Annotated in this window: 27 protein-coding genes; 21 read left to right on the top strand and 6 right to left on the bottom strand. The window is 68.9% G+C overall.

The window, feature by feature from the left end:
* Positions 1–139: 139 nt before the first annotated feature.
* The 7 genes from OG205_RS30985 to OG205_RS30955 all read left to right on the top strand — a co-directional run bounded on the left by OG205_RS30985 (position 140) and on the right by OG205_RS30955 (position 4,257).
* Positions 140–1,249 carry a TadA family conjugal transfer-associated ATPase gene (locus OG205_RS30985; protein WP_330271512.1) on the top strand — a complete coding sequence of 370 codons (1,110 nt, stop codon included), beginning with the start codon at positions 140–142 and terminating at the stop codon, positions 1,247–1,249.
* A complete protein-coding gene (locus OG205_RS30980; protein ID WP_330271511.1) occupies positions 1,243–2,013 on the top strand; it encodes a type II secretion system F family protein in 771 nt (256 codons plus the stop codon). Before OG205_RS30985 ends, OG205_RS30980 begins: the two co-directional genes overlap by 7 nt.
* Complete coding sequence (locus OG205_RS30975; RefSeq protein ID WP_330271510.1) at positions 2,010–2,537, top strand: type II secretion system F family protein; 528 nt, start codon at positions 2,010–2,012, stop codon at positions 2,535–2,537. The genes OG205_RS30980 and OG205_RS30975 overlap by 4 nt, the downstream gene beginning before the upstream one ends.
* Before the next feature lie 9 nt (positions 2,538–2,546).
* Positions 2,547–2,708 carry a DUF4244 domain-containing protein gene (locus OG205_RS30970; protein ID WP_319976031.1) on the top strand — a complete coding sequence of 54 codons (162 nt, stop codon included), beginning with the start codon at positions 2,547–2,549 and terminating at the stop codon, positions 2,706–2,708.
* A gap of 10 nt (positions 2,709–2,718) precedes the next feature.
* Complete coding sequence (locus OG205_RS30965; RefSeq protein ID WP_330271509.1) at positions 2,719–3,018, top strand: TadE family type IV pilus minor pilin; 300 nt, start codon at positions 2,719–2,721, stop codon at positions 3,016–3,018.
* Positions 3,015–3,440, top strand: a complete 426-nt coding sequence (locus tag OG205_RS30960) for an Rv3654c family TadE-like protein (RefSeq protein ID WP_330271508.1) — start codon at positions 3,015–3,017, stop codon at positions 3,438–3,440. The genes OG205_RS30965 and OG205_RS30960 overlap by 4 nt, the downstream gene beginning before the upstream one ends.
* Before the next feature lie 196 nt (positions 3,441–3,636).
* Positions 3,637–4,257, top strand: coding sequence for a bifunctional DNA primase/polymerase (locus OG205_RS30955; protein ID WP_330271507.1), 621 nt, complete (start codon positions 3,637–3,639; stop codon positions 4,255–4,257).
* Between the two features lie 457 nt (positions 4,258–4,714).
* On the opposite strand, the gene OG205_RS30950 is transcribed toward OG205_RS30955, so the two are convergent.
* Both OG205_RS30950 and OG205_RS30945 read right to left on the bottom strand, forming a co-directional pair.
* Complete coding sequence (locus OG205_RS30950) at positions 4,715–5,488, bottom strand: aminoglycoside adenylyltransferase domain-containing protein (protein WP_330271506.1); 774 nt, start codon at positions 5,486–5,488, stop codon at positions 4,715–4,717.
* 146 nt (positions 5,489–5,634) lie between these two features.
* On the bottom strand, positions 5,635–7,956 hold the full coding sequence (locus OG205_RS30945) for a DEAD/DEAH box helicase (RefSeq protein ID WP_330271505.1): 2,322 nt from the start codon (positions 7,954–7,956) through the stop codon (positions 5,635–5,637).
* 192 nt (positions 7,957–8,148) lie between these two features.
* On the opposite strand from OG205_RS30945, the gene OG205_RS30940 reads away from it, so the two are divergent.
* The 13 genes from OG205_RS30940 to OG205_RS30880 all read left to right on the top strand — a co-directional run bounded on the left by OG205_RS30940 (position 8,149) and on the right by OG205_RS30880 (position 21,590).
* Positions 8,149–10,458 (top strand): sodium-translocating pyrophosphatase, encoded by a 2,310-nt coding sequence (locus OG205_RS30940; protein ID WP_330271504.1) that lies wholly within the window; start codon positions 8,149–8,151, stop codon positions 10,456–10,458.
* Between the two features lie 64 nt (positions 10,459–10,522).
* The gene (locus OG205_RS30935; protein WP_330271503.1) at positions 10,523–11,095 is read left to right on the top strand and encodes a hypothetical protein; all 573 of its coding nucleotides are present in this window, start codon (positions 10,523–10,525) and stop codon (positions 11,093–11,095) included.
* Positions 11,096–11,124: 29 nt separating this feature from the next.
* Positions 11,125–11,685 (top strand): hypothetical protein, encoded by a 561-nt coding sequence (locus OG205_RS30930; protein ID WP_330271502.1) that lies wholly within the window; start codon positions 11,125–11,127, stop codon positions 11,683–11,685.
* Between the two features lie 82 nt (positions 11,686–11,767).
* A complete protein-coding gene (locus OG205_RS30925) occupies positions 11,768–12,373 on the top strand; it encodes a hypothetical protein (protein WP_330271501.1) in 606 nt (201 codons plus the stop codon).
* A complete protein-coding gene (locus OG205_RS30920) occupies positions 12,370–12,960 on the top strand; it encodes a hypothetical protein (RefSeq protein ID WP_330271500.1) in 591 nt (196 codons plus the stop codon). Before OG205_RS30925 ends, OG205_RS30920 begins: the two co-directional genes overlap by 4 nt.
* Before the next feature lie 5 nt (positions 12,961–12,965).
* The gene (locus OG205_RS30915) at positions 12,966–13,523 is read left to right on the top strand and encodes a hypothetical protein (protein ID WP_330271499.1); all 558 of its coding nucleotides are present in this window, start codon (positions 12,966–12,968) and stop codon (positions 13,521–13,523) included.
* Between the two features lie 68 nt (positions 13,524–13,591).
* A complete protein-coding gene (locus tag OG205_RS30910; protein WP_330271498.1) occupies positions 13,592–14,164 on the top strand; it encodes a hypothetical protein in 573 nt (190 codons plus the stop codon).
* Positions 14,165–14,304: 140 nt separating this feature from the next.
* Positions 14,305–17,070 (top strand): type I DNA topoisomerase, encoded by a 2,766-nt coding sequence (topA, locus tag OG205_RS30905; RefSeq protein ID WP_330271497.1) that lies wholly within the window; start codon positions 14,305–14,307, stop codon positions 17,068–17,070.
* Between the two features lie 13 nt (positions 17,071–17,083).
* On the top strand, positions 17,084–17,518 hold the full coding sequence (locus OG205_RS30900) for a hypothetical protein (protein WP_330271496.1): 435 nt from the start codon (positions 17,084–17,086) through the stop codon (positions 17,516–17,518).
* 72 nt (positions 17,519–17,590) lie between these two features.
* The gene (locus OG205_RS30895; protein WP_442916604.1) at positions 17,591–19,627 is read left to right on the top strand and encodes a bifunctional MFS transporter/dTMP kinase; all 2,037 of its coding nucleotides are present in this window, start codon (positions 17,591–17,593) and stop codon (positions 19,625–19,627) included.
* Between the two features lie 22 nt (positions 19,628–19,649).
* The gene (locus OG205_RS30890; protein ID WP_330271495.1) at positions 19,650–20,846 is read left to right on the top strand and encodes a DNA polymerase III subunit delta'; all 1,197 of its coding nucleotides are present in this window, start codon (positions 19,650–19,652) and stop codon (positions 20,844–20,846) included.
* Positions 20,847–20,862: 16 nt separating this feature from the next.
* Positions 20,863–21,225: a hypothetical protein gene (locus OG205_RS30885; RefSeq protein ID WP_330271494.1), complete on the top strand. Its 363-nt coding sequence runs from the start codon at positions 20,863–20,865 to the stop codon at positions 21,223–21,225.
* A gap of 5 nt (positions 21,226–21,230) precedes the next feature.
* Complete coding sequence (locus OG205_RS30880; protein ID WP_330271493.1) at positions 21,231–21,590, top strand: hypothetical protein; 360 nt, start codon at positions 21,231–21,233, stop codon at positions 21,588–21,590.
* On the opposite strand, the gene OG205_RS30875 is transcribed toward OG205_RS30880, so the two are convergent.
* Genes OG205_RS30875 through kduI form a run of 3 tightly spaced genes read right to left on the bottom strand, consistent with a single transcriptional unit; the run spans position 21,567 to position 23,850 of the window.
* Complete coding sequence (locus tag OG205_RS30875) at positions 21,567–22,304, bottom strand: IclR family transcriptional regulator (protein WP_330271492.1); 738 nt, start codon at positions 22,302–22,304, stop codon at positions 21,567–21,569. The genes OG205_RS30880 and OG205_RS30875 overlap by 24 nt on opposite strands.
* Positions 22,301–23,026, bottom strand: a complete 726-nt coding sequence (locus OG205_RS30870) for an SDR family oxidoreductase (protein ID WP_330271491.1) — start codon at positions 23,024–23,026, stop codon at positions 22,301–22,303. Before OG205_RS30870 ends, OG205_RS30875 begins: the two co-directional genes overlap by 4 nt.
* Complete coding sequence (gene kduI, locus OG205_RS30865; protein ID WP_330271490.1) at positions 23,023–23,850, bottom strand: 5-dehydro-4-deoxy-D-glucuronate isomerase; 828 nt, start codon at positions 23,848–23,850, stop codon at positions 23,023–23,025. Before kduI ends, OG205_RS30870 begins: the two co-directional genes overlap by 4 nt.
* A 135-nt stretch (positions 23,851–23,985) precedes the next feature.
* Between kduI and OG205_RS30860 the strand changes: the two genes are divergently transcribed.
* Positions 23,986–25,575 (top strand): L-lactate permease, encoded by a 1,590-nt coding sequence (locus tag OG205_RS30860; RefSeq protein ID WP_330271489.1) that lies wholly within the window; start codon positions 23,986–23,988, stop codon positions 25,573–25,575.
* Here the strand turns inward: OG205_RS30860 and OG205_RS30855 are convergent.
* A complete protein-coding gene (locus tag OG205_RS30855; RefSeq protein ID WP_330271488.1) occupies positions 25,526–26,902 on the bottom strand; it encodes a hypothetical protein in 1,377 nt (458 codons plus the stop codon). The genes OG205_RS30860 and OG205_RS30855 overlap by 50 nt on opposite strands.
* Positions 26,903–26,970 lie beyond the last annotated feature (68 nt).

The raw sequence follows: 26,970 nt of genomic DNA, 5'->3' as shown, positions 1-26,970 counted from the left end.
CCGCCCCGCTTCATCTTCAAGCAGGACAAGGAGGAACCGAAGTGAACCGCTTCCTCATCTGGTGCCAGGAGACGTGGCTCCGCCTGACCGGCCGCGAGATCACCTACGGCCGCCACGCCCGCCGCCCGGAGACCGCGACATGACCTCCGCCCTGATCGACCGGGTCCGGCACCGCCTGGCCGGCGCCGACATGGAGTTGTCCGCGGCCGTCGTGGCCCACGCGGTCCGTTCCGAAGCGGGCGGCGTCCTGGCCGACTCGGATGTCCTGGAAGCACTCCAGGTGCTGCGCCAGGAGTTCAGCGGCACCGGTCCGCTCGACCCGCTCCTCGCCGACCCCGGCACCACCGACGTGCTGGTCACCGCGCCGGACCAGGTCTGGGTGGACGGCACGACGGGGCTGCGCCGCACCGGCGTCACCTTTCCCGGCGAGGACGCGGTCCGGCGCCTCGCACAACGCCTGGCGGTCGCCGCAGGCAGACGGCTCGACGATGCCTCGCCGTGCGTCGACGGGTGGTTGCCGGGCAGCGGAGTCCGGCTGCACGCGGTGTTGCCGCCCATCGCGGACAGCACCTGCCTGTCGTTGCGAATCCTCAGGCCGGCGACGCACGACCTCCAAGCGCTGCAGGAACTCGGCACGTTCGACGCCGAGATCGCGGAGACGTTGCGGACGATCGTCCGCAGGCGCATGGCGTTTCTGGTGATCGGCGGCACCGGGTCGGGCAAGACGTCGTTGTTGTCGGCGTTGCTGGGCTGTGTCTCGCCGAAGGAACGCATCGTGTGCGTGGAGGACGCGGGCGAGCTGAATCCCGACCATCCGCAGTTCGTGCGGCTCACCGCGCGGCCGGCCAACGTCGAGGGCGCGGGCGAGGTCACCACGCGGGAGCTGGTGCGGGAGGCCCTGCGGATGCGGCCCGACCGGATCGTGGTCGGGGAGGTGCGCGGGGCCGAGGTGCGGGAGTTGCTCACCTCGTTGAACACCGGGCACGAAGGGGGCGCGGGGACGTTGCACGCCAACTCGCCGACCGAGGTGCCCGCGCGGCTGGAGGCTCTCGGCGCCTTGGGTGGGCTCTCGCCGCAGGCACTGCACAGTCAGGTGTCAGCAGCGGTCCGGATCGTGCTGCACATGCGGCGGGACAACAACTCCCGGTACCTCAACGAGATCGGCGTGTTCGAACGGGACAACGGACTCACGGTTCGTCCTGTCTGGACGCGTGAGCACGGTTGGCACGAGAAGGAGCTGCTGTGCTGAGCCTTCTGCTCCTGGCGACGGCGCTGATCGTCTGGCCGCAACTCAAGCCGATCCGAAGGCTCAGGCCGCAGCGCGACAGGGAAATCGTCGTGCCGCAGTACATCTGGCTGGCGGCCGCAGCGACGGTCACCTATCTCGTGGCCAGCGTCGGCGGACTGGTCGCCGGTGTCGTGCTGGGGGTGACGGGCCGGAGAATCCTCAAGCAGCACAAGCGGAACACCGCACATCGGCGGGCTGCCGAAGCGCTGAGCAACGGACTTGGCGGCGTGATCGACGAGCTGCGAGCGGGTGCCCACCCGGCGCAGGCGGCCGAGGGCGCGGCGGAGGACACCCCGGCACCGGCGAAGGAAGTGCTCAAAGCGGCGGCGGCCACGTCGAGACTCGGTGGCGACGTGGAGCGGACGTTGCGTGAGCTGCGGCAGCCGTTGCTCGGCAAGGCGGTGGATCAGCTGGCGAAGGCGTGGCACGTGTCGGCGAAGCACGGTGTGGCGTTGGCCGAGGTTCTGGATGCCACGAGGCGTGATCTCGATCAGCGGGCGGCGTTCGCGCGGCAGGTGCACGCGCGGATGGCCGGGCCGCGGGCGAGTGCGGCGGTGCTGGCCGTGTTGCCGGTGCTCGGCGTGCTGTTGGGCGAGTTCAGTGGTGCGAGGCCGTTTCACGTGCTCACGAGCACGGTGGCGGGGCAGTTCCTGCTGGTGCTGGGAGCGGTGTTCGTGGCGGCAGGGGTGTGGTGGACGCAGCGGATCACGGAGGTGGAGCCGTGACGTTCCTGTTCCTCGCGCTGGCGGTCCTCCTCGCACCAGCGCCGCGACGATCGATTGATCGGTTGAAGCCCCGAGTCCACGACCCGCCGCACGACAGGAAGAAACCAGATGGTCCGTTCGAGCAGGCCGCGGCCTGGGATCTGCTGGCCGCGTGCCTGAAAGCCGGGTTGCCGGTGCCCACCGCGATCCAGGCGGTCGACGTGAAAGAACTGAGCCAGGTCGCCGAACTGCTGAAACTGGGCGCTGATCCGGTCACGGCGTGGGCGTCCGCGCTCGACCAGCCCGCCACCGCGCTGCTCGCCAGGGCCGCGAGACGGACCGCGCGGTCCGGGGCGGCGCTCGCCCGGCAGACCGCCGAACTCGCCGAGCGGACCAGGTCGGAAGCGTGCGACGACGCGGAAGCGAAGGCGCAGAAGGCCGCGGTCGCGGTGGCGGCGCCGCTCGCACTGTGTTTCCTGCCGGCGTTCCTGTGCCTCGGCGTCGCGCCGGTGGTGCTGGGTCTGGCCGGTCAATTCCTCAACTAGGAGAAGCAGATGGAACTGCTCGACGACGACAGCGGCATGAGCACGGTGGAGTACGCGATCGGGACGTTGGCTGCGGCCGCGTTCGCCGGACTGCTGTACGTGCTCCTCACCAGCGACTTCATGCAGAACCAGCTACAAGGGCTGATACAGCGTGCGCTGTCTTCGGTCTGATGACCGGGGCATGGCCACGGTCGAGGCGGCGATCGCGGTCAGCGCGTTGCTGGTGGCCATGTGGTTGGGGGCGAACGGGCTGACGGCGGTCACCGAGCAGATGCGGTGCGCCGACGCGGCAAGAGAAGCGGCACGGCTCACGGCGCGCGGTGAACAGCGGCGCGGTGAGCAGGCGGCTGGGCAGATCGTGTCCGGTGCCAACGTCGTGATCGACACCCAAGCCGATGCGATCGAGGTCGTCGTCAGCAAACGCGGACCGCTGGGCTTGCCGCTCAGCGCGCGGGCGTTCGCCGTGCCGGAGCCGCGGTGAACGGTGAACGGTCCGGCGGCGATCGCGGTTCGGCTGCGGTGAGCGGTGTGGTGGCGATGTTGTTGCTGATCATCGTCGTGGTGGCCGGTGCGCAGATCGGGGCGACCGTCGTCGCGCGGCACCGGGTCACCGGTGCGGCCGACCTGGCGGCGCTCGCGGCTGCCGCTCGTCTCACCGAAAGCGATGAAAGTGCTTGTGAGCAGGCAAAACGAGTGGCCTTGAAGCACCGGGCCGCGCTGACGAGCTGCGCGGTGAGCGGATGGGAGGTGGTTGTGGAGGTCTCGGCGACTACGCCGTTCGGCCCGGTGAACGCCCGCGCCAGGGCAGGTCCGGCAGAAGATCGAAGCGTTTGGAGCACGACGAGCGGTCGGCTCACAGCGGTGAGCGGACTCACATCGGTGCCCGGACATGCTGAACGGTGATCGAACCAAACGCGAACAGTTCAGTTGCCCGGTCAAGCAAAGGACGTTCGCCGTCCCGTAGCTACCAGTTGTCGAGCGGGGGTTACGGAGGCCGGTGCCGGTGTCGTTAGTTGTAGTGGCGGCACCGACGCGGTGTCCTACGAAAACCGACACCTTGTCGATGTCGAGTCAGAGCCTGGGAAGAAGGCGACGAAAGATGGATTGGTCGGATAGCTGGCGCGGGGCCTTCCGCATCGAACTGCGTGCCGAGGCCGTGAGCCTCGCGTACCGCGGTTGGCCCGTACTGCCCGGCACCTATCCGGCCGGTACTGAGAACGGCGTCACGCAGTGGGCGGGTCGCAGCGGACTCGAGCTGCACGGCCCGATCCCCGTGCACCGCGACTGGGTGGACCGCATCGGGACCCGTCCCGACCAGGTCGCCACGTGGTGGGCGGGTCGCTCCTACAGCCTTCTCGTCGCCACCGGTCACGTGGTGGACGCGATCGAGGTCGGTGCCGGCCTCGGTCACCGCGCGGCCGTCGCACTGCGGCAGATCGGCGTTCCCGTGCCGATCGCCGCGACCCCGTCCGGCCGGTGGATGTTCCTCGTGAAGTCCGGCTCGAAGCTCAACGCCGAGCTGGCCAACAACGCGGACGTGCACCTCTACGGCAAGGGCGAGTACATCCCGCTGCCCCCCACCACCATGGCGCACGGTGTCGTGCACTGGCGGGTCAAGCCGCAGGTCTGCGGCTGGAACCTGCCGGAGGCACACGTCGTGCAGGACGCGCTCGTCGAGGCAGTGCACGCTCCAGCGCGCTTCCAGCTCGAAACCGTCTGACCTACAACTAAATCCAAGCCCGGCCGTGTTGGGTGTCGTCGTGGACTCTCCCCGACAACCCCGAAGGCGATGCCCTGCACGGCCGTTCCACCAAGCCCGATCCGATGATCGGCCCCCGCACCCCGCACGTCGGGGGTGATCGGAGGACCGGGCGAAAAAGCCGAACACGCACCCCGAAGGACAGCCTCCCGCAACAGTGACCGGACCGAGGACGTTAGTGGCAGGGCGCCAGCTCTGCCGCGGTCGGTGAAGCCGGCTCCTCCCCGGAGTTCGTCAGCAGACAGTCGACACCGTCGCCTCCCGCGTGTCCTGTCGAGACGAACGAACCAGATTCCACCGATGTTCCAACGGATCCGGTCACGAAGCGGTAGCAGGCGGGAACACAGTGTTCGGCACGTGGAGAGCGCGGCGGGGGTACCCGTGAGCCCCCGCCGCGCCCCACGGAAAACTGGTAGACCTAGAGCTGGAGAGTTTCCGCGTAGGAAGCGAAGGCGAAGGTCTCCTCCATGGATCCGGGCCGCGGAACCGCGTCGGCGTGCCAGCCGAGGTTCCGGTCCTGCAGGACCTGCTCGATCAGCGGGTGCCACCGCTGATCGAGCATTTTCTTTGCCCACAGCAGGGCGCCGCGCTTGGACTCCACCTCTCCCGTGTGGATGGTGTAGAGCGTGCGGCAGTAGGCCGAGACGATGTAGCGCTGCGTCCAGGCGTTGCCCATCGGCGCCCACTCCGTGATGCCGGTCAGCACGTGCGGCAGTTCGGCACGCATCGACGAGCGCAGAGCGGAAGCCGGCACCTCGTCGACCAGTGACGTGATCGGCGGGCCGTCCAGCACGATGCCGTGGTGGCGCAGGATCCAGCGCGCGTGCGGGCTGTTGCAGTGCAGGTCCCACACCAAGGTCCTCGTGCCGTGGTCGTTGAACAGCCACGGAACTCCCAGGCCCGCCACCGAGCGCAGCGACTCCACGTCGGCGTACGAGCCCTCGATCTCCGTCGACCAGCGGCCGGGACGGGTCGGGATGTCGTCGTGCAGCCGCCGCAGCCCGTCGAGTGCGGCACCGGACGGCAGCTCGGTGCAGGCGACGATGAAGTCGCAGTCGCTGTGGAGGTCACCGGCGCCCAGGGCGAACGAGCCCTGGAGGTACGCGCCGACGTAGGTGGGGCCGAGGATCTCGCGCACGGACGAGACGAGGTCGGCGAGAAGCGCGTTCAGATCAGCGAAAGGGGTGAACAAGGCAGACTCCAATGAACCCGTGGCCAGTAGGGGACGGGCGCGGCGGAGCGTTCGGACTCAGCCGCGCTGGGCGCGACGGGTCCGGTCGGTGGCGTTGCAGCTGCATGCGTTCACCACGCCACCGTAGTCAGGCGCAGACCACCCGGTCAGGCGATTTTGCCCAGCACGACGTCCAGCACGAGCACGGCACCGGCCTTGTCCAGCGGATCGTTGCCGTTGCCGCACTTGGGCGACTGCACGCACGACGGGCAGCCCATCGGGCACGCACAGGCGCTGATCGCCGCCCGCGTCGCCGAGAGCCACGCCCGCAACGCCGAGTGGCCTCGATCAGCGAAGCCCGCGCCGCCGGGATGGCCGTCGTGCACGAACACCGTCGGCATCCCCGTGTCCGGGTGCACGGCGGTCGACACGCCGCCGATGTCCCACCGGTCGCACGTCGCGAACAGCGGTAACAGGCCGATCGCCGCGTGTTCGGCGGCGTGCAGGGCGCCGGGGATCCGCTTCGCCTCCACGCCCGCGTCGAACAGCAGCGACTCGTCGACCGTGTACCAGACCGCACGGGTCTGCAGCGTCTGCTCCGGCAGGTCCAGCGGGATCTGGTCGAGCACCACACCGGACGGCAGTCGCCGCAGGTAGCCGACGACCTGCGTCGTCACCTCCACCTCGCCCAGGCACACCGACACCCCGCCGAAGTCGGTGCTCTCGATCTCGCGCACCACGGTGATGTCCACGCAGTCACGTGGCTGCGTCGTCCACTCCGGGTCCTCGCGGTGGACCATCGCGAGCCCGCTGTCCAGCTCGAGCTCGTCGACCACGTACGCCCGCCCCTGGTGCAGGTACACGGCGCCGGGATGCACCTGCCAGCAGGCGGATCCCGGGTCGACCGTGCCGAGCATCCGGCCGGAGTCCGACTCCACGACAGCGACCTGATCGCCGCCGGAACCGCGGATGTCCACCCCGGCGTGCGGCCGGTCGTGCGACGCCCAGTACCACCCGGCAGGCCGCTTGCGCAGCAGCTTCTCCGCCACCAGTTCGGCGAGCACCGCCTCCGCGAGCGGTCCGCCGAAGTCGTCCAGACAAGCCGGCGTCAACGGCATCTCGGACGCCGCGCAGGCCAGCTGCGGCCCCAGCACGTACGGGTTCAACGGGTCCAGCACCGTCGCCTCGACCGGTCTGTCCAGCACCGCGGCCGGGTTGTGCACCAGGTACGTGTCCAACGGGTCGTCGCGCGCCACGAACACGACCAGCGCACTGTCCCCTGATCGGCCCGCACGGCCCGCCTGCTGCCAGAACGACGCCAGCGTGCCGGGAAAACCGGCCACCACCACCGCGTCCAGCCCGGCGATGTCGACGCCGAGCTCCAGCGCGTTCGTGGTCGCGACGCCGAGCAGGTCGCCAGTGGACAGCGCCTTCTCCAGCGCCCGCCGCTCCTCTGGCAGGAACCCGCCCCGGTAGGCGGCCACCCTGGCGGGCAGCTCACCGTCCACTTCGGACAGGATCCGCTGGGTTCCCATCGCCGTCAGCTCCGCGCCACGACGCGAGCGCACGAAGGCGAGCGAGCGTGCGCCCTCGATCACCAGGTCGGCCAGGATCCGCGACGTCTCCGCGCCCGCCGAGCGCCGGACGGGAGCGCCGTTCTCACCCTCCAGAGAGGTCAGTGGGGGCTCCCACAACGCGACCGTGCGCGACGCACGCGGCGAAAAGTCGTCCACGACAGCGGAAACGGGAACGCCGAGCAATCGCTGAGCCGACCCAGAAGGATCAGCCACTGTGGCCGATGCCAATACGAAGATCGGATCCGCGCCGTATTTGCGGGCGACCCTTCGCAGCCGGCGCATCAACAACGCCACGTGCGAACCGAAAACGCCACGATAGGAATGGCATTCGTCGATCACCACGTACTTCAGCCTGCGGAAGAACCGCAGCCATTTCGGGTGCTGCGGAAGGATTCCGCGGTGCAGCATGTCCGGGTTGGTGAAGACCCAGTTCGCGTGCGCCTTGACCCAGTCGCGTTCGGCCATCGGGGTGTCACCGTCGTAGGCCGACGCGCGCACCCCCTTGATCCCCAGCTCCTCGAGCGATCGGAGCTGGTCCGCGCCAAGGGCTTTGGTCGGCGACAGGTAGAGCGCGGTGGCCTTCGTGTCCGCCAAAAGAGTGGAAAGCACGGGCAACTGGTAGGCAAGTGACTTGCCCGACGCCGTGCCCGTCGCGAGGACCACGTGCTGCCCGGACCACGCCAGCGATGCGGCCTCCGCCTGGTGCCGCCACGGCTCGCGCACACCCGTCTCGACGAACGCCTCGACGACCGGGAGGGCCGTCCACGCAGGCCACTCCACGTGATCTGCCTGGCGCAACGGCAGATCACGCGCGTGCGTGAGGGGTGACTCCCCGGCGGGCACTCCCGCCAGCACGCGGTCCAGCAACCGGCGTCCCTGATCCACCACGAGGCCGAGCTTCGCATACACCACCGACAGTCCCGGCCGGGCCGTGCTCGACTTCCTGCGCAGATAACGGTGTGTGCACGGATCGGGACGTTTCGTTGCCTCGTTGCAACCAACCCCTAGACTCCCCGCTCATCGCATCCAATGAGGGATGCGTCACGTCGCGCTGGGCGGCTGGACTGCCTTGGCGCTGCACATGGCAACTCACCAGGAGGACGGATGTCCCGGCAATTCCTCGCGGAGGGCCTTGAGCTCTCCGGGGGTGATCGCGGCGTCGTAGCCGTGGTCGCCGTGGTCGCCCTGGCTGCTCTCGCCGTCGGGTACGTACTGCTCAAGGAGGTGCTGGCCGCGGGCCAGGGCACCCCCAAGATGCAGGACATCGCCAAGGCGGTTCAGGAGGGCGCAGCGGCCTACCTCAACCGGCAGTTCCGCACGCTCGGCATCTTTGTCGTGATCGTGTTCGTTCTGCTGTTCGCGCTACCGGCAGATGATTTGGCCGAGCGAATCGGCCGATCTTTGTTCTTCATCGTCGGTGCCGCGTTCTCGGCGACTATCGGCTACCTGGGCATGTGGTTGTCCACGCGCGCCAACGTGCGTGTCGCCGCCGCCGCGAACGAAGAAGGCGGTCGCGAAAAGGCGACGCGCATCGCGTTCCGCACCGGTGGTGTGGTCGGCATGACCACGGTCGGCCTCGGTCTCTTCGGAGCCGCGCTGGTCGTGCTCGTGTACGCGGGTCAGGCCCCGAAGGTCCTGGAGGGCTTCGGTTTCGGTGCCGCGCTGCTCGCGATGTTCATGCGCGTCGGTGGCGGCATCTTCACCAAGGCCGCCGACGTCGGCGCCGACCTGGTCGGCAAGGTCGAGCAGGGCATCCCCGAGGACGACCCCCGCAACGCCGCCACCATCGCGGACAACGTGGGCGACAACGTCGGTGACTGCGCCGGCATGGCCGCGGACCTCTTCGAGTCCTACGCCGTGACGCTCGTCGCCTCGCTGATCCTCGGCACCGCCGCGTTCGGCGTGCAGGGTCTGCTGTTCCCGCTGATCGTCCCCGCGATCGGCGTGCTGACCGCGGTCATCGGTGTGTACACGACCAAGGCGAAGGCGGGCGAGAACGGCCTCGCGGCCATCAACCGCTCCTTCTACATCTCTGCGGTCATCTCCGCGGTGCTGTGCACCATCGCGGCGTTCACGTACCTGCCGAGCTCCTTCGCGGACCTCAACGGCATCAGTGACACGGTCAAGGCCACCAGCGGCAACCCGGCGCTGATCGCGTCCGTCGCGGTGATCATCGGCATCGTGCTGGCCGGCGTCATCCTCTGGCTGACCGGCTACTACACCGGCACCGAGCACAAGCCGGTGCAGGAGGTCGGCAAGACCTCGCTGACCGGTGCGGCCACGGTGATCCTGTCCGGTATCTCGGTCGGTTTCGAGTCGGCCGTCTACACCGCGCTGGTCATCGGTGCCGCCGTGTACGGCGCGTTCCTGCTGTCCGGTTCGGTCATCGTCTCGCTGTTCGCGATCGCGCTCGCCGGTTGTGGTCTGCTCACGACCGTCGGCGTCATCGTCGCGATGGACACGTTCGGCCCGGTCTCGGACAACGCGCAGGGCATCGCCGAGATGTCCGGCGACGTGCACGGCGAGGGCGCGCAGATCCTGACCGAGCTCGACGCGGTCGGCAACACCACCAAGGCCATCACCAAGGGCATCGCGATCGCGACGGCGGTGCTCGCCGCGACGGCGTTGTTCGGCTCCTATCGCGACGCGATCGAGCAGGCCATCGCCAAGGTCGGCAACGTCGCGGGCGATCTGCCCGTGTCGTTCACCAACCTGGTGTTCAGCCCGAACATCCTCGTCGGCATCACCATCGGCGCGGCTGTCGTGTTCATGTTCTCGGGCCTCGCGGTCAACGCCGTGACGCGCGCTGCCGGTGCCATCGTGTTCGAGGTGCGCCGCCAGTTCCGCGAGAACCCCGGCATCATGGACTACTCGGTGAAGCCGGAGTACGGCCGCGTCGTCGACATCTGCACCAGGGACTCGCTGCGTGAGCTCGCGACCCCCGGTCTGATGGCCGTGCTCGCCCCGGTCGCCGTCGGCTTCGGCCTCGGCGTCGGCCCGCTGGCCGGTTACCTCGCGGGTGCGATCGCGACCGGCACGCTGATGGCGGTGTTCCTGGCCAACTCCGGTGGTGCCTGGGACAACGCCAAGAAGCTGGTCGAGGACGGCAACCACGGTGGCAAGGGCTCCGACGCCCACGCCGCGACGGTCATCGGCGACACGGTCGGCGACCCGTTCAAGGACACCGCCGGCCCGGCCATCAACCCGCTGATCAAGGTGATGAACCTGGTCTCGGTGCTGATCGCGCCCGCCATCGTCACCTTCTCCATCGGTGACAGCGCGTCCGACCCGATCCGGATCGCGATCGCGCTGGTCGCGACGCTGATCATCGTCGGTGCGGTCGTCGTGTCCAAGCGTCGAGGCACCTCGATCGCGGACAGTCCCGCGGAGACCGTGAGCAACGGCGCCGCGTAGATCCACCTCTGGTCGGGGTACGTTCGGGTCTTCCCCCGACGTACCCCGACCGAGGAGTTACGACATGAGGCGCAGCCTCGTCGCCACTGCCGCTGTTGCCACCCTTGCGCTGGCCGGGTGCACCACCGGCGGCAACTCCGGCACTTCATCGACGCCCACCAGCGGCGCGGCCAGCCCCGAGGCCGTCGCCTACATGGACAAGGTGTGCGGCGCCGCGTCCGAGTTCGCCAAGATCGAGAAGACGGCCCCCAAGTTCGACGCCGGCGACTCCGCCAAGCTCAAGGCCGACATGGCCGCGTACATGGGCCAGCTCGCCGACGCCTTCACCAAGTCGGCGGAGGGCCTCAAGAACGTCGGCCCGTCGCCCGTCGCGGGCGGTGAAGCGGCCGTCAACAAGATGTCCGAGACGTTCACCTCGCTCGGTGCCGTGTTCACCGACGCCAAGACCAAGGTCGAGCAGGCGGACGCCAACAACGCCAACGGAGGCCTCCAGGCCGCCGGAGAGGCCATCGCCAAGCTCTCCGAGCTCGCCGACCCGCTGCGCGACCTCAAGGACGTTCCCGAGCTGCAGAAGGCCACGCAGTCCGCGCAGCAGTGCCAGGCGATGCAGCGCCTCAACATCACGCCGACGAGCTGAGCGGGACCGTCCGGAGTAACTTCCGGCCCATGCGCCGCACAGTCCTCGCAGTTCTGACGTGCTGTCTGCTCGCGATCACCGCGTGCAGCAGCGGAGGTTCGTCCACGTCGGCCTCGCCCACCGCCAGTGAGGCCGACGTCGTGGCGTGGATGGACAAGGTCTGCGGTGCCGTCGAAGGCACCACGAAGGCCATGTCCGACGAGCCACCGATCGACATGAGCGACCCGGCGAAGCTCAAGACGGGTCTCTCCGACTGGCTCGGCACCAAGGTCGCCGCGGTCGACAAGTCGATCTCGGACCTCAAGGGCCTGGAGAACGGCCCGCACCCGAAGTCGAAGGAGCTGGCCACCGCCGCGCAGGACGGCATGGGCCAGATCAGGACCCTGCTCGCCGACACCAGGTCGAAGCTCGACGCCTCGACCGACGCCACCCAGGCCATCACCGCCTTCACCGAGATGGTCGCCAGGGCGAGCGAACTGGAGAAGGCGGGTGCCGACGTGCAGAAGAAGTTCGACGAGACGGGACTGGCCACGGCCGCGCAGAAAGCCAACAACTGCAAGGGTCTTCAGACGTCTCCTCCTACTTCCTGACGAGCGGAAAGCCCGGCTGACCGGATCGCCCGAACGTGTACTGTTCGGCGGTCCGGTTAGTCATTTCCTGGGGGATTTCACCGTGAACGCACGTTTGTCGATAGCTGCTGCCTGCGCAGGCCTCACCCTCGCCGTGACGGGCTGCGGCACCAGCGCCGCGCCGTCCACGCAGAGCACCGCGCCCACGACCACGACGACCACCGCCACCGGCGCCGACCCGGTGAAGTGGGCGGGCGCGTTCTGCGCCGGCACCACGCCGGTGCTCACGGGCGCGATCGAGCTCATCACCGTCGTCGCGGCCAACGCCCAGAACCCGGCCGCGATCAAGGAGGGCATGCTCAAGCTGCTCGACACCGGTGGCAAGGCCATGGCCGACACGGAGAAGAAGCTCAAGGAGGTCGGCGCGCCCGGCCCCGAGCACCAGGCCATGCACGACGAGCTGGTCAAGATGTTCGGCGACGGCGCCAAGGAGTACGTGTCGGTCCGCGAGCAGATCGGCAAGATCGACGCGACCGCGCCCGACTTCATGGAGCAGGTCGAGAAGGTCGGTGGCGACGCCGCGGACCCGTCGAAGCTCTCGGACCAGATCAAGAAGCTCGACGCGGACCCGAAGCTCAAGGACGCCGTCGCGAAAGCGCCGGAGTGCACCGAGATGCGCACCAAGCTCGGGAAGATGCTCGGCAAGTGACGACGTTTCGCCTGGTCGCGGCCGTGCTGAGCGCCGCCGCGATCACCGCTTGCGGCACACCGCCACCTGCTCCGGTCCAGCAGGCCACACCCACGACCACCACGACGGCGGACGTGCCAGGCGCCGATCCGGTGGCCTGGTTCGAGGCCTACTGCGGTCCGATGGGCGTCGCGGAGATCGCGCGGCGGGACATCCAGGGCAAAGCCGCACAGGGCATGGGCGCCGTGAAGACGGCCGTGGTGGGCTGGGCCTCGACGGCTGCGGCGTCGGATCGCATGATCGCGGACGGGCTGGAGAAGCTCGGCCCGCTGGGGTCGGACGTGCAGAACCCCCACGAGCGTCTGATCAAGGCGGTGCGCGAGCGGGCCAAGGGCTTCGACGACGCGTTCACGAGGCTGAACGCGCTGGCGGCCGACGACGTGTTCCCCGAGCGGTACGAGCAGGTCATGGCCAGCAGTGGAACGAGTGCGGGCCGCGAGAACGCGGACCTGATGTTCAAGCAGATCGTGGAGACCCCGAAGTACACCGCGGCGTTCCGCTCGAACAAGGTGTGCACGGACTGGCAGGCACTGGCCGGAGCAAAATAGGCCCGATGAGGACACGTCTGCTCGCTGCCCTGCTGACCGGTGCCGTCGTGCTGACCGCCTGCGGTTCCGCCGAGGACGAGCCGATCACCGACGCGCAGCGGCAGTGGGTGGACGCGTTCTGCGGCGGTGTCCTTCCGGGTATGGAAGCTGGCCTTGAGCTGCGCAAACAGGATCCGGCGAACGTCGCCGCGGTCAAGGACGGGTACGTGAAACTCGTCTCGTCCAACACCGCCGCGTTCACCGCCGCCGAGAAGAAGCTGAAGGAGCTCGGCGCACCCGACGACGACCTCAAGGACGTGCACGAACGGCTGGTCGAGTTCGTCACGGAGTCCGCGAAGTCGTACGGCGACGCGCAGGCTCCCGTCCAGGCGCTGGAACCGAATGCCGAGTTCCTGGAAGGCGCCGAGAAGGTGCTGGCCGACACGAACGTCGTGACCAGCCCGGAAGATCTCCGCGCCACCTTCCAGGAACTGCAGAAGCGGCCGAAGTACGCAGCGGCGATAGGCAAGTCGGCACCGTGCTCGGAGATCAGGTCGAAGGGACAGGAGCTCGGTCAGCAGTGATCGCTCGACCGGCGTAGTCACAACTACAACACTGGTCACACTCGAACGTCTGTTCTACCCTGTGGGCCGTGGTGGGGCAGCTGTCCTTCTTCTCGGCCGAGGCTAGAACCCCGGCCAAGGCGGACCTCGCCGGCTTCCTCTGCGGGCCGGGTCAGGCCGTCAGCTTCGCGCGCGGTACAGCCGCCCGCGTGTACACCGAGTTGCGCGACGAGTGGCGACTGCGCCCTCTCAAGCAGGCCTGCGCCGACCGTGGCGTCACCACAGAGCTGTGCGTGAACGAGGCAGGCACGCACTTCGTCCGCACGCCGTTCCGCACCGATCTCACCCCTCTGGCCGCCCGCTGGCTGGACGGATCCGTCAAGACCGTGCCGCCGGACTTCGAGCTGAACGGAGCAGTGCTGCGCGTCTGGGCGCTGGCGGCGGGCAGCTGGATGGAGTCCGCGTACGTGCTCGGTTTGGACCCCAACGCGCCGCAGACACACGCACCGTTGCAAAATGCGCTGCTCGCATCGGGACTTCCGTGCACCCTGATAGGTGCACCGGCGTTGCGGGTAACCGGCCGACGAAGGCTGGCACGGCTCGCTGAGCTGGTCGGAAGCCCTCCTCAGGGAGTGGCGATGAGCACCTGGCCGGCGGCCTGAGCGGGCCGTCCGGCATGGTTGTGTCACTCTGTCTCGTCGTACGGGCGTCGCGGAGACATGACGGATGGTGTGCTTTTCGGCCGACGCTGGGCAACACTGGCGGGCCTGGGAACCGGGTTTGGAAGAGAGCGGGACGGCGAGTGGCTGGATCGACACGGACGAAAAAGAGCAGCGGAGGAGAGGGCGGCAACATTCGACGGCTTGTGATCGTCGAGTCGCCCACGAAGGCGCGCAAGATCGCCTCGTACCTCGGCGCCAACTTCGTCGTGGAGTCCTCCAGGGGACACATCCGGGACCTGCCGCGCGGTGCCGCTGACGTTCCGGCGAAGTTCAAGGGTCAGGCCTGGGCCAGGCTCGGCGTGGACGTCGACCACGACTTCGAGCCCCTCTACGTGATCTCCGCCGACAAGAAGTCGCTGGTCACCGAGCTCAAGGAAGCGTTGAAGGACGTCGACGAGCTCTACCTCGCGACAGACGGTGACCGCGAGGGTGAAGCCATCGCGTGGCACCTGCTGGAGACGCTCAAGCCGAAGATCCCGGTCCGCCGGATGGTCTTCCACGAGATCACCGAGTCCGCGATCCAGGCCGCCGCGGCCAACCCGCGTGACCTCGACCAGGACCTGGTCGACGCGCAGGAGACCCGCCGCATCCTCGACCGTCTCTACGGCTACGAGGTCAGCCCGGTCCTGTGGAAGAAGGTCATGCCGAAGCTCTCGGCCGGCCGCGTGCAGTCCGTGGCGACGCGTCTGGTCGTGGAACGTGAACGCGAGCGGATGAAGTTCGTCTCAGCGAGCTACTGGGACATCTCCGCGCAGATGGACGCCGGTGCCGACGCCGCGCCGCGTCAGTTCGGTGCGCGTCTCGTCGCCGTCGACGGCACGCGTCTCGCCACGGGCCGTGACTTCGGTTCGGACGGCAAGCTCACCGGCAAGTCCGACGTCGTCGTGCTGGACGAGGCGCAGGCCCGTGCCATCGCGGCCGGGCTGCAGAACGCGCCGGTCAAGGTCGCCTCCGTCGAGGAGAAGCCGTACACGCGCAAGCCGTACGCGCCGTTCATGACCTCGACGTTGCAGCAGGAGGCGGGCCGCAAGCTGCGGTTCTCCGCCGACCGCACGATGCGCACGGCGCAGAAGCTGTACGAGAACGGCTACATCACCTACATGCGTACCGACAGCACGACGCTGTCGGAGACCGCGATCAACGCGGCCCGCACGCAGGCCACGGACCTCTACGGCGCTCAGTACGTCTCGCCGCAGCCTCGCCAGTACACGCGCAAGGTCAAGAACGCGCAGGAGGCCCACGAGGCGATCAGGCCGGCGGGAGAGGTCTTCCGCACGCCCGGTCAGGTGGCCGCCGAGCTCGACTCGGACGAGTTCAAGCTCTACGAGATGATCTGGCAGCGCACGATCGCGTCCCAGATGTCCGACGCGCGGGGCAACACGACCAGCATCCGCATCCAGGGCCGCGCCGCGACGGGCCAGGACGTCACGTTCGCCGCGTCCGGCCGCACGATCACGTTCGCCGGCTTCCTCAAGGCCTACGTCGAGACCGTCGACGCCGAGGCCGGTGGCGAGTCGGACGACGCGGAGTCGCGCCTGCCGCTGCTGGTCAAGGACCAGGACCTGACGATCGCGGAGCTGTCCGCGGACGGTCACACCACCTCGCCGCCCTCGCGCTACACCGAGCCGTCGCTGATCAAGACGATGGAGGAGCTCGGCATCGGCCGTCCCTCCACCTACTCGTCGATCATCAGCACCATCCAGGACCGCGGCTACGTGTGGAAGAAGGGCGCCGCGCTGGTCCCGTCCTGGGTGGCGTTCGCCGTGGTCGGGCTGCTGGAGGGTCACTTCGGCCGGCTCGTCGACTACGACTTCACCGCCGCGCTCGAGGACGAGCTGGACGGCATCGCCGCGGGCAGGCAGCAGCGCACGACGTGGCTGTCCGGGTTCTACTTCGGCGGCAGCGTCGGCCCCGACGGCTCGATCGGCCGTTCCGGCGGCCTGAAGAAGCTGGTCGGCACGGGTGTCGAGGACATCGACCCGCGTGAGGTCAACTCGATCCCGCTGTTCAGCGACTCCGAGGGCCGCACGGTCGTCGTGCGCGTCGGCCGCTTCGGGCCGTACCTGGAGCGCGACGTCGACGGCACCGCGCAGCGCGCGAACCTGCCGGACGACCTGGCGCCGGACGAGCTGAGCAACGAGATCGCCGAGAAGCTGTTCTCGACGCCGCAGGAGGGCCGTTCGCTCGGCACCGACCCGGTCTCGGGCAACGAGATCGTGGCCAAGGAAGGCCGCTTCGGCCCGTACGTGACCGAGGTCCTGCCAGAGCCGTCCGAGAACGGCACGGCCCCGAAGAAGGCGCCGAAGCCGCGCACCGGCTCGCTGTTCAAGTCGATGTCGCTCGACACGGTCACGATCGACGACGCGCTGAAGCTGCTCTCGCTGCCGCGCGTGGTCGGCAAGGACCCGGAGACGGGCGCCGAGATCACCGCGCAGAACGGCCGCTACGGCCCGTACCTGAAGAAGGGCACGGACTCGCGGTCGCTGGTCGACGAGAGCCAGATCTTCACGGTCACGCTCGACGAGGCGCTGAAGATCTACTCCGAGCCGAAGAAGCGCGGCCGCGCCGCCGCCGCTCCGCCGTTGCGCGAGATGGGCAACGACCCGGTGTCCGGCAAGCCGATGGTGATCAAGGAGGGCCGGTTCGGCCCGTACGTCACCGACGGTGAGGCGAACGCGTCGCTGCGCAAGACGGACAGCGTCGAGTCGATCACCGACGAGCGCGCGGCCGAGTTGCTGGCCGAGAAGCGCGCGAAGGGGCCGGTCAAGAAGAAGGCTCCTGCCAAGAAGCCGGCGGCGGCGAAGAAGCCCGCTGCCAAGAAGGCTCCGGCCAAGACCAAGAGCTGAGCAGGGGGTGGCGGTGCCGATCAACGAGTTCGGTCCGGACGGGACTCAGGCCCCGCCGCCTCCCCGGCTGTACCCCGACCCGCTCGCGGGCCTGGTGACGGCTGACAACTTCGTCGCTCCTCAATGGACGTCTTTCAGCTCACGTGTGGCGGTGCCGACACCTCCTGAGCCGACCGAGGAAGCGCGGCAGGCCGTCTGGTCGCAGATGCAGCAGGAACAACGGCGGCCGCGTGGCAGGGCGCAGCGAGCGCCTGTGCAGCAGCAGTCGCACCCGTACGCGGTCCAGCAGTTCGCGCCGACGTACCAAATGTCTGCGCCGCAACAACAACAGCAACAGCAGCAACCCGCCAAGCCGACGAGCGGCGTGGCCGCGTTCATCGGCTGCCTGGTCGTCATCGGGTTCTTCGTCCTGGTCCTGGTCAGCATTCTCGGAGCGATCTTCAGCTAGCCGTGTTGTGAGTCCGGCGTGCTGACTCACCACATCCGGTTACGCTGACCGCACGGGAGTGGCGATTTAGGGGTGACTGAAATTTCGGACGCGGACACATCGGTGACCGAGGCAGGCCAGGCAGGGCAGGCCCAGTCCAGCGTGTCCACGGTTCACCGGCTTCGATCGGTACTCGCCATCCGCCCGTTCCGGAGGCTCTGGCTCGTCACCTACCTGTGCAGCGTTGGTGACTGGCTGTCACTGCTCGCGCTGACCGGTCTGGTCTCCGCGATGATGAAGAGCTACGAGTGGCAGTCGTTCGCGCTGCCGCTGGTCGTGCTGACCCAGCTGCTGCCCGGCATCCTCTTCGCGCCCATCGGCGGCGTGCTCGCGGACAAGTTCGACCGCCGCAAGGTGATGGTGGTCTGCGACGTCCTGCGCGGGGCGCTGTTCATCTCGATCGCGCTGATCGGCTCCCCGATCTGGCTCTTCGTCGCGAACTTCCTGGTCGGCTGCTGCGCGATGCTGTGGATCCCGGCCAAGGAGTCGGCGGTCCCGAACCTGCTGCGCCGCCCGGATCAGGTGGAGTCGGCGAACCAGCTCGGCCTCGTGATGACCTACGGCATCTCGACGATCAGCGGGTTCGGTCTCTACTCGCTGATCTCGGGCATCCCCGCGTACCTGAACCTGCAGGGCGGGAACCTGGAGTTCAACATCGCGACGATCGCGGTGGTGATCAACGGCCTGCTGTACTTCACCTCGGCGATCCTGGTCGCGACCCGCCTGCCTGAGCTCTCCGGTCGCGTCGTCTCGACCCGCAAGAGGGACGACGAGGACAAGCCCGGTTTCACCGCGATGTTCCGCGACGGCCTGAGGTTCGCGGGCAAGACGCCGCTGGTTCGTGGCCTGCTCATCGGCATGATCGGCGCGTTCGCCGCGGCCGGTGCCGTGATCGGGACGGCCAAGCTCTACGCGTTGTCGCTGCTGGGCGGCGCCTCGACGTTCGGCCTGCTGTTCGTGGCCGTGTTCCTCGGGCTCGCGGTCGGCATGGCGACGGCACCCCGGCTGGCGCAGCGCCTCGCCTACAACCGCCTGTTCGGTGTCACGATCGTGCTCGCCGGCATCTCGCTGGCGCTGGTCGCGCTGGCCCCGCACCTGTGGATCGCGCTGCTGACGGTGGCGCTGGTCGGCGCGTGCGCGGGCGTGGCGTTCCTGACGGGTCTCACGATCGTGGGTTCGCAGGTCGAGGACGACATGCGCGGCCGCACGGTCGCGCTGATCCAGACGTTGCTGAAGGTGGTGCTGTTCGGTGCGTCGGCCGGCGCGCCGCTGCTGCTCACGTTGCTGCAGAAGCGGCAGGTCAGCGTGTTCGGCCACCCGATGGAGGTCGACGCGAGCCGTCCGGTGATGCTCGGCGGCGCCGTGATCGCGATCGTGCTGGGCCTCGTCGCGTACCGGCAGATGGACGACCGCCGTGAGGAACCGGTGCTGTCGTCGCTGTTCGCGGCGATCCGCGGCCGCCGTCCCACCAAGGGCATGCTGATCGCGGTCGAGGGCGACACCCGCGAGGACACGTCGGTGCAGGCCCGCCGCCTGGCCGCCGCGTTGCGGGCCGAGGGCCTCGAAGTGCTGCTGGCCGCCGACCCCGAACACGACGAACGCCGGCTGCGTTCGATGCTGTCGTCCGCCGAACTGGCAGGCGTGCGCGCGCAAGCCCTCGTAGCCGCCGCCGTCCGCGCGGACGTCGTCGAACGGCAGGTGCGCCCCGCACTGGACAACGGCTCCGTGGTGGTGATGGAGCGCTACGTCGACTCGCCGCTCGCGCACTTCAGCGCCACGAGCTCGCTGGAACACCAGGAGCTCGAAGGCCTGGTCGACTGGGCCACCGGCCGGTTGCGCCCGGACCTGACCATCCTGCTCGACCGCCCGGTCATCGACGGCAAGGGCATCGGCCCGGAACACCACTGGCGCGTGCAGAGGCTGCTCAGCGAGATGGCCGCCGCCGCACCGGACCGCTACGTGGTGGTCGAGGCCGTGGGCGACGTCGACGACGTGGCGGACCGGGTCCGTTCCGCGGTGGTCCCGTTGCTGGCGGGGCGCAAGCGCCCGGTCCCGCAAGCCGCGGTCTGACCCTCGCTGGAAGACTGCACCCATGAGCGTGTGGGACGAGGTGGTCGGCCAGCCCGACGTGGTGGTGACCCTGGCGGCGTCCGCGGAAGCCGCGGCCACGATCGTCGCGGGCGGCACCCCCGCGCCCGGCGTGATGACCCACGCCTGGCTCTTCACCGGCCCTCCGGGGTCCGGTCCCACCTCCACCGCGCGTGCCTTCGCCGGCGCGCTGCAGTGCCTGGTGACGGACGACCGGCCTGGATGCGGCGAGTGTTCCGGTTGCCGCACCACGTTGCACGGCACGCACGCCGACGTTCGTGTCGTGGCGCCGGAAGGACTGTCGATCTCCGTCGCCGAGATGCGGTCGCTGGTGCAGATCTCCGCTCGCCGGCCCACTTCCGGGCGGTGGCAGGTGGTGATCATCGAGGACGCGGACCGGCTCACCGAGGGCGCGGCCAACGCTCTGCTGAAGGCTGTCGAAGAGCCGCCGGAGCGGACGGTGTTCTTGCTGTGCGCGCCTTCCGATCACCCGGACGACGTGTCGGTGACCATTCGTTCCCGGTGCCGGCTGGTGTCCCTGGGGTCGCCTCGGCCCGCCGCCATCGCTTCGGCCCTGGAGACCGTGGACGGGATCTCACCGGAGATGGCGCAGTGGGCTGCCTCGATCTGTGGCGGGAACGTGGCCAGGGCCCGGCGGCTGGCCGCTGACGAGCAGTCGCGTTCCCGGCGTGAGGCCGTGCTGCGGATCCCGTTGGCGCTGCGGAAACCCGCCGACGTCTTCACCTGTGCCGACGAGCTGATCAAGGCCGCCGAGGACGACGCGTCCACCGCCAACGAGTCCCGCAACGAGAACGAGCGGGAGGCGTTGGAGACCGCCATGGGCGCCGGCGGCACCGGCAAGGGGACCGCCGCTGCCTCTCGCGGGGCCAAGGGTGCGTTGAAGGACCTGGAGAAGCGGCAGAAGTCCCGGGCCACCCGGACGCAGCGCGACTCCCTGGACACGGCCCTGGTCGACCTGGCCGGGTTCTACCGGGACGCGCTGGTGGTCAAGACCGGATCCGAGGCCGCGTTGATGCACCCGGACCGGTCCGGCGACTCCCGGACGGCTGCTGCCAGCTGGACTTCCGAGTCGATCCTGCGGCGGCTCGAGGCCGTGCTGGCGTGCCGGGAGGCCATCGAGGTCAACGTGAAGCCACGCATCGCCATCGAGGCGATGGTGACGACGCTGCACCGGGGCTGAGGCCTTGGACTTCCGCGTGACGGTCACCGAGGAGACGGCTGCCCGGCTCCGGCCGGAGCTCACCCGGCTGATCGCCGAGTTCCGCGCGATGGCACGGATGCTCGTCGGCGCGCTGCCGGACCCGGACCTGATCGACGACGTCTGGGTGGAGATCGAGGTCGGTGGCCAGACGTGGTGGATCCACTGGCACGACCCGCACTACCGCTGCGAGAGCGACACCGGCGTGGTCGTGGAGGCACAGATCTACCACCCGGACCAGATCGATCCGGCCTTCCTGCTGGAGTACGCACAGACCGCCGGTGGGCACGAGGCCGTGGTGACGGCGTGCCCGCGCGGGTTCCACGACATCGCCCGGCTGCTCGACCTCTACGAGAGCTGAAACCGGTGGGGCGACGTGGTGCCAGGTCATTGCTGATCGGCACCGACCGGTTCATCTGGTCGGTTCGCCACTCGCACGAGAACGGTTGGCGCGAGGTGGTGCGATTGCGCCGTGAAGGTGCGCCGGGACAGCTCGTGGTGGTGTTCCGGGCAGGCGACGGGCATCTGGTCGCGGACGGGTTCATGCACGCGGGTCAGGTGCGGCACGCCGACGGGCGAAGCCTGAACCTCAACCGGCCAGGCGTGATCCGCGCGCTGCTCGACGAAGCCTCTGCTCGCGGGTGGCAGGCCGAGGCCTCGGAACTCGACGGCTGGGAGCTGTTCGACGCCGTGGCCCGCCGCTCAGAGCCACCCCAGCGCGGCTGACACCTCGTCCGCCGCCCGCAGCACCCGCGGCCCGAGCGCGATCAGCTCCGGCAGCGAGTGCTCCATCGCCAGCGAGGACGCCGAAAGCCCGCCGACGACCGTGCCCGCGTGGTCCCGGATCGCCGCGCCCACGCAGCGGACGCCCACCTCGTTCTCCTCGTCGTCCAGCGCGAACCGCGAGCGGCGCACCCGCGTCAGCTGTGACTTCAGGCGAGGGGACGAGGTGATCGTGCGCGGTGTCCGGCCTGGCAGGCCGGTGCGGGAGATGTAGGCGTCCAGTTCGGACGTGGAGAGCGAGGCCAGCACGGCCTTGCCGATGGCGGTGCCGTGGGCCGGGAGCGACATGCCCAGGCGGGACGCCATGCGGTACGGCTTGTCGGCCTCGATCTTGTCCACGTAGACCAGTTCGTCGCCGAACAGCACGGCCAGGTGCACGGTGCAGCTCGTCGACTCCTGCAGTGCGCGCAACGACGGCCGTGCTCGCTCCACCGTGTCGATCGGGCGGAGGACCTTGCCCGCCAGGGCGAGGACCCGCGGCCCGGTCAGGTAACCGTCCGAGCCCGGGGTCGCGAAGCCGCGGTCCACCATCGCCTGCAGCAGGCGGTGGACCGTCGACTTCGGCAGGCCGGTCACTCGCGCGATGTCCGTGATGCGCGAGTGGTCGGCCAGGGCCTCCAGCACGGCGAGCGTTTTTTCGACGGCGGTATCGGTCATCTCGCCAGCCAGCCCCCATCCACGACCAGTACGTGTCCGGTCACATAATCGGACGCGGCGGACGAAAGGAACACCGCCGGGCCCACCAGATCTTCCGGTGTGCCCCAGCGGCCCGCCGGGATCCGCTCGCGGATCGCGGGTTCGCGGCCGGGATCGGCGCGCAGGGGAGCGGTGTTGTTCGTCTCGATGTAGCCCGGTGCGATCGCGTTGACCTGCACGTTCGACGCCGCCCACTCGTTCGCGAGCAGCTTGGTCATGCCGACTAGGGCGTGCTTGGAGGCGGTGTAGGCCGAGACGAGGATTCCGCCCTGAAAGGACAGCAGGGACGCGATGTTCACGACCTTGCCGCCGCCGTTGGCGATCATCTGACGTCCGCAGAGCTTCGAGATCTCGAACGCCGAATCGAGGTTGACCGCCATGATCCGCTGCCAGTCCGACAACGAGACGTCGACGGCGGCGCCCCGGTGGATGGTGCCGGCGTTGTTCACGAGGACGTCGACGCGGTGCTCGGCCAGTACCGGTGCCAGCGCGGGTTCGACGGACTCCGGCTTCGAGAGGTCCACCGAGACCGTGGCGAGTGCGGGAGCCACGTCGGAGAGGTCACCGCGACCGACGAGGATCAGCTGGGCGCCCGCGTCGTGCAGGCCGCGGGCGATGGCCTGGCCGATGCCCGTGCGAGCACCGGTCACCAGTGCCGTCCTGCCTTCGAGGGAGAAGCTCATCGCAGCTCCGTAACGGCGACCGGGTCCATGTCGTCGTAGGCCTGGTTCTCGCCACCCATGGCCCAGACGAACGTGTACGAGTGCGTTCCCGCTCCACTGTGGACGGACCACGACGGCGAGATGACGGCTTCTTCGTTGCGCACCACGATGTTCCGCGTGTTCTGCGGTTCACCGCACAGGTGCACGACGCGGTGCTCCTCCGGCAGGTCGAAGTAGAGGTAGCACTCGGTGCGGCGGTCGTGGGTGTGCGGCGGCATCGTGTTCCAGACGCTGCCCGGCGCCAGCGAGGTCACGCCGAGCACCAGTTGCGACGAGCGAATGCCGTCGGCGTGCACGAACTTGCGGATCTCACGGACGTTCGCGGTGCTCTGGTCGCCCAGCTTCAGCACGTCGACCTCGTCGAAGCGGGCCACGGCGGTGGGGAACGAGGCGTGCGACGGCGTCGAGAAGAGGTAGAAGCGGGTGTCCTCGCCGGCGGCGTGGAACTCGACGTCGACGGCGCCCTGGCCGACGTAGAGGCAGTCGCGCGTACCGAGTTCGTGTTCGGTTCCGTCCACGGTAACCGTCCCGGTCCCGCGGATCGCGAGCACGGCCAGCTCGCGTCGTTCCAGGAAGTACTGGGAACGCAGAGGGGAAGCGCTTTCCAATTTGAGTGATTCCCCAGGTGACGGGGTCGCGCTGCCGAGGACGATGCGGTCCTCGTGGGTGTAGACGGTCCGGATCTCGCCCGGTACGAAGAGGTCGTCGACGAGGTAGTGCTGCCGCAGCCCGTCCGTGTCGAAGCCCGGCAACTGTGCCGGATGGGTCGAGTGCCTGATCTGCATCTGTGGATGCCTTCCGGTCGAGGCGGCGGAGTGACACCATGTCCGCCGACCATGGAACTACGTTCCGCACAACGGAACAAGTCCACCGTCTCCCCGCCGCCGGAGACGTGTTCAGGCATGTGAAAGGCGGCCTTGGTGTACCAGCAGAACCCGAATCCGACGGGCTCTCTGTTCCTGTCGGCTCTGCTCGCGCTCATCCCTCTCGTCGCGGTCCTGGTGCTGCTCGGAGGGTTCAAGTGGAAGGCGCACTGGGCGGGTCTGACCGCCCTCGTGCTCGCGGTCGGCGTCGCGCTCTTCGGCTACTCGATGCCGCTCGGCCAGGTGCTCAACTCGGCGGCGTTCGGCGCGGCGACCAGCGTGCTCGTGGTCCTGTGGATCACGTTCAACGCCATCTGGATCTACAACCTGACCGTCCACAGCGGACACTTCAACGTGCTGCGGCGGTCGTTCAGCTCGATCTCCGACGACCAGCGGGTGCAGGCGATCGTCATCGCGTTCTCGTTCGGCGCGCTGCTCGAAGCCCTTGCGGGCGGCGGTGGTCCGGTCGCGATCTGCTCCGTCATGCTGATCGCGCTGGGCGTCGACCCGATGAAGGCGGTGGCGCTGGCGTTGATCGCGGACACCGCGCCGGTGGCGTTCGGCGGCATGGGCAACCCGATCACGGTGCTGAACACGGTCACCGGGCTGCCGGCGGACACGTTCGGCGCGATGACCGGCCGGCAGGTGCCGATCCTGGCGATGCTCGTGCCGTTCGTGCTGGTCTTCGTGGTGGACGGCAAACGCGGCATCAAGCAGGCCTGGCCGGCCGCTCTGGTGGCGGGCGGCTCGTTCGCGATCACGCAGTACCTGGTCTCGAACTTCTGGTCCTACAAGCTGTGCGACATCATCGCGGCCGTCGTCTCGGTGCTCGCGTTGATCGCGCTCGTGCGGGTCTGGCAGCCGGAACGCTCTATCCCGCCGGTCATCGCCGGTGGGTCTGTCGCCGACTCGCGGCGTGACGTGATCATGGCGTTCAGCCCGTACGCGATCATCGTGGCGATCTTCTCGGTCGCGCAGATCGTGCCGGTGAAGAAGTTCCTCGACTCGCTGACCTACAAGTTCGCGTGGCCAGGCATGCACCTCGTCGCACCGAACGGCAAGCCGATCAAGGTCGAGTACGCGCTGAACTGGGCGTCCGCGACGGGCTCGCTGCTGTTCCTCTCGGGCCTGATCACGTTGGCACTGCTGGGGATCAGCGCGCGCAAGGGCGTCGAGATCTACGGCAGGACGATCAAGCAGTTCAGCTGGGCGATCGTGGCGATCCTCGCGGTGTTCTCGCTGTCGTACGTCATGAACTACTCGGGCCAGATCACGACTCTGGGCCTCTGGCTCGCGGGGACCGGCGCGTTCTTCGCGTTCCTGTCGCCGGTCGTCGGCTGGTTCGGCGTCGCGATCACCGGCACGGACGCGGGGTCCAACGCGCTGTTCGGCGGCCTCCAGGTCACCGCCGCACAACAACTCGGCGCGTCACCGTTCCTGTTCGGCGCCTCGAACAGCTCCGGTGGCGTGATGGCGAAGATGATCTCGCCGCAGAACCTCGCCATCGGCACGGCCGCCGCGGGTCTGGTCGGCCGTGAGGGAGACCTGTTCCGCAAGGTCTTCGGCTGGAGTCTGGTGCTGCTGCTGGCGATGTGCGTCATCGCCTATCTGCAGTCGACCCCTGTGCTCGGCTGGATGGTGCCCTAGCCGGCAGCGCGGCGAAGATCACGACGCCCGCGAGCAGCAGAGCCGTGCCGGTCCAGAACAGCGGGATCGAGTTGTACGCGGCGTTCGTGTAGGCCAGCGGCGGTGCCCCCCTGGGTGGCGCCGCTGGCGCGCCGGGCTGCTGCGGCACGTTCGTCTGCGGCGGCTGCGAGGTCCCGCAGATCACGCCACCCTGCGGTGCCGCGGCCCGCACGATCTGCTCGCCCAGCGAGATCTGCGCGAGCGCCGTCGGCAGGTTCGGCAGCTTCAACTTGTCCGTCGGCAGCACCTGCACGTCGAGCATCCGCGCGGTGGCCCCGAGCTGGAACCCGCTGAACCCGGTGCCGGTGAAGGCCGCCTTCTTCTCGTTGAGCCCGGCGATCTGGAGCTTGATCACGACCAGGTCCAGCAGCAATGGGATGTCGATGGTGGGGTGCGCGGCGTCGAGAGTGCCGAGCTCCTTGCCGTTCTGACTGACCTTCAGCACCGGCGCCGTGTAGGTGATCGTCGAGGTCTTCTCGTCCCCGGTCGCCGTGGCCGTGAGCGTCGGAGGCGTCGCCACGTCGATCTTGATGCCGCCCGCCAGCTCCACGCTGACCGCCCGCATCGTCGACGTCGACTCGACCGCCTTGTTCTTGCTGCCCGGCAGGTCGACGAGTTTGACCACCGAGCTCGCCTCGAACGCGTCCGGAATGCTGATCAGGCTGGTCTTCACCGGCAACGGCACCTCGGCCGGCAACGCGCTCAGGACTTCGAGCCCCGCCAGCGACGTCTTCGCGGTGGCCAGCGGACTGACGCACGGCCCGACCTTCTCGTCCCACCGAGCGTGCACGCTGCCGTTGAGCAGCTTGAGCTTGGCGAGCGGCGTCTCCGGAATCGGCAGCCCGCCGTTCGTCGGCTGCGGGTTGTCCGGAATCGCCGTCTGCACCAGCGTCCCCGGCGACTGCGGCGAGCGCCCTGCCACCGCGAACCCGAACGGATTGGCCTGCGTCACCACCCGCTCGGTGCTCAGGAACGCCTCGGTGTTGACCTGCGCACTCGCGAGCCCCAGCCCGAACTCGGTCACCGACTGCTTCGGCAACTGCTCACCCAGCCCGGGCAGGATCGTGTTCGTCGGCACCCCCTGCGGCCCGAGCCGCACCACGCTCAGCCCGGTCCCGGCATCCCCGACGGCATGCGCAAGCGGTTGCGGCCCGTTCGGCGCCGACGCGGGCGGCTGGTTCGGATCGCGCGGTCCCGGCACCGGAGTGGTCGGAGGCTGCGCGAGCGCGGGAGCCGCGATCAACGCGAGCAGCAACCCGGCCAGCGGCACGGACAACGAACGGCGCATGAACCACTCCTCGACGGTGGGGAGGTGGTGACGTCAGTCACGGTCCGTACAACGAAGCCGCCCCCCGT

This window comes from Lentzea sp. NBC_00516, assembly GCF_036346835.1.
Classification (GTDB): Bacteria; Actinomycetota; Actinomycetes; order Mycobacteriales; family Pseudonocardiaceae; genus Lentzea; species Lentzea sokolovensis.
Note: the sequence above shows the minus strand (reverse complement) of the source record. Positions and strands in the feature narration are given on the sequence as shown.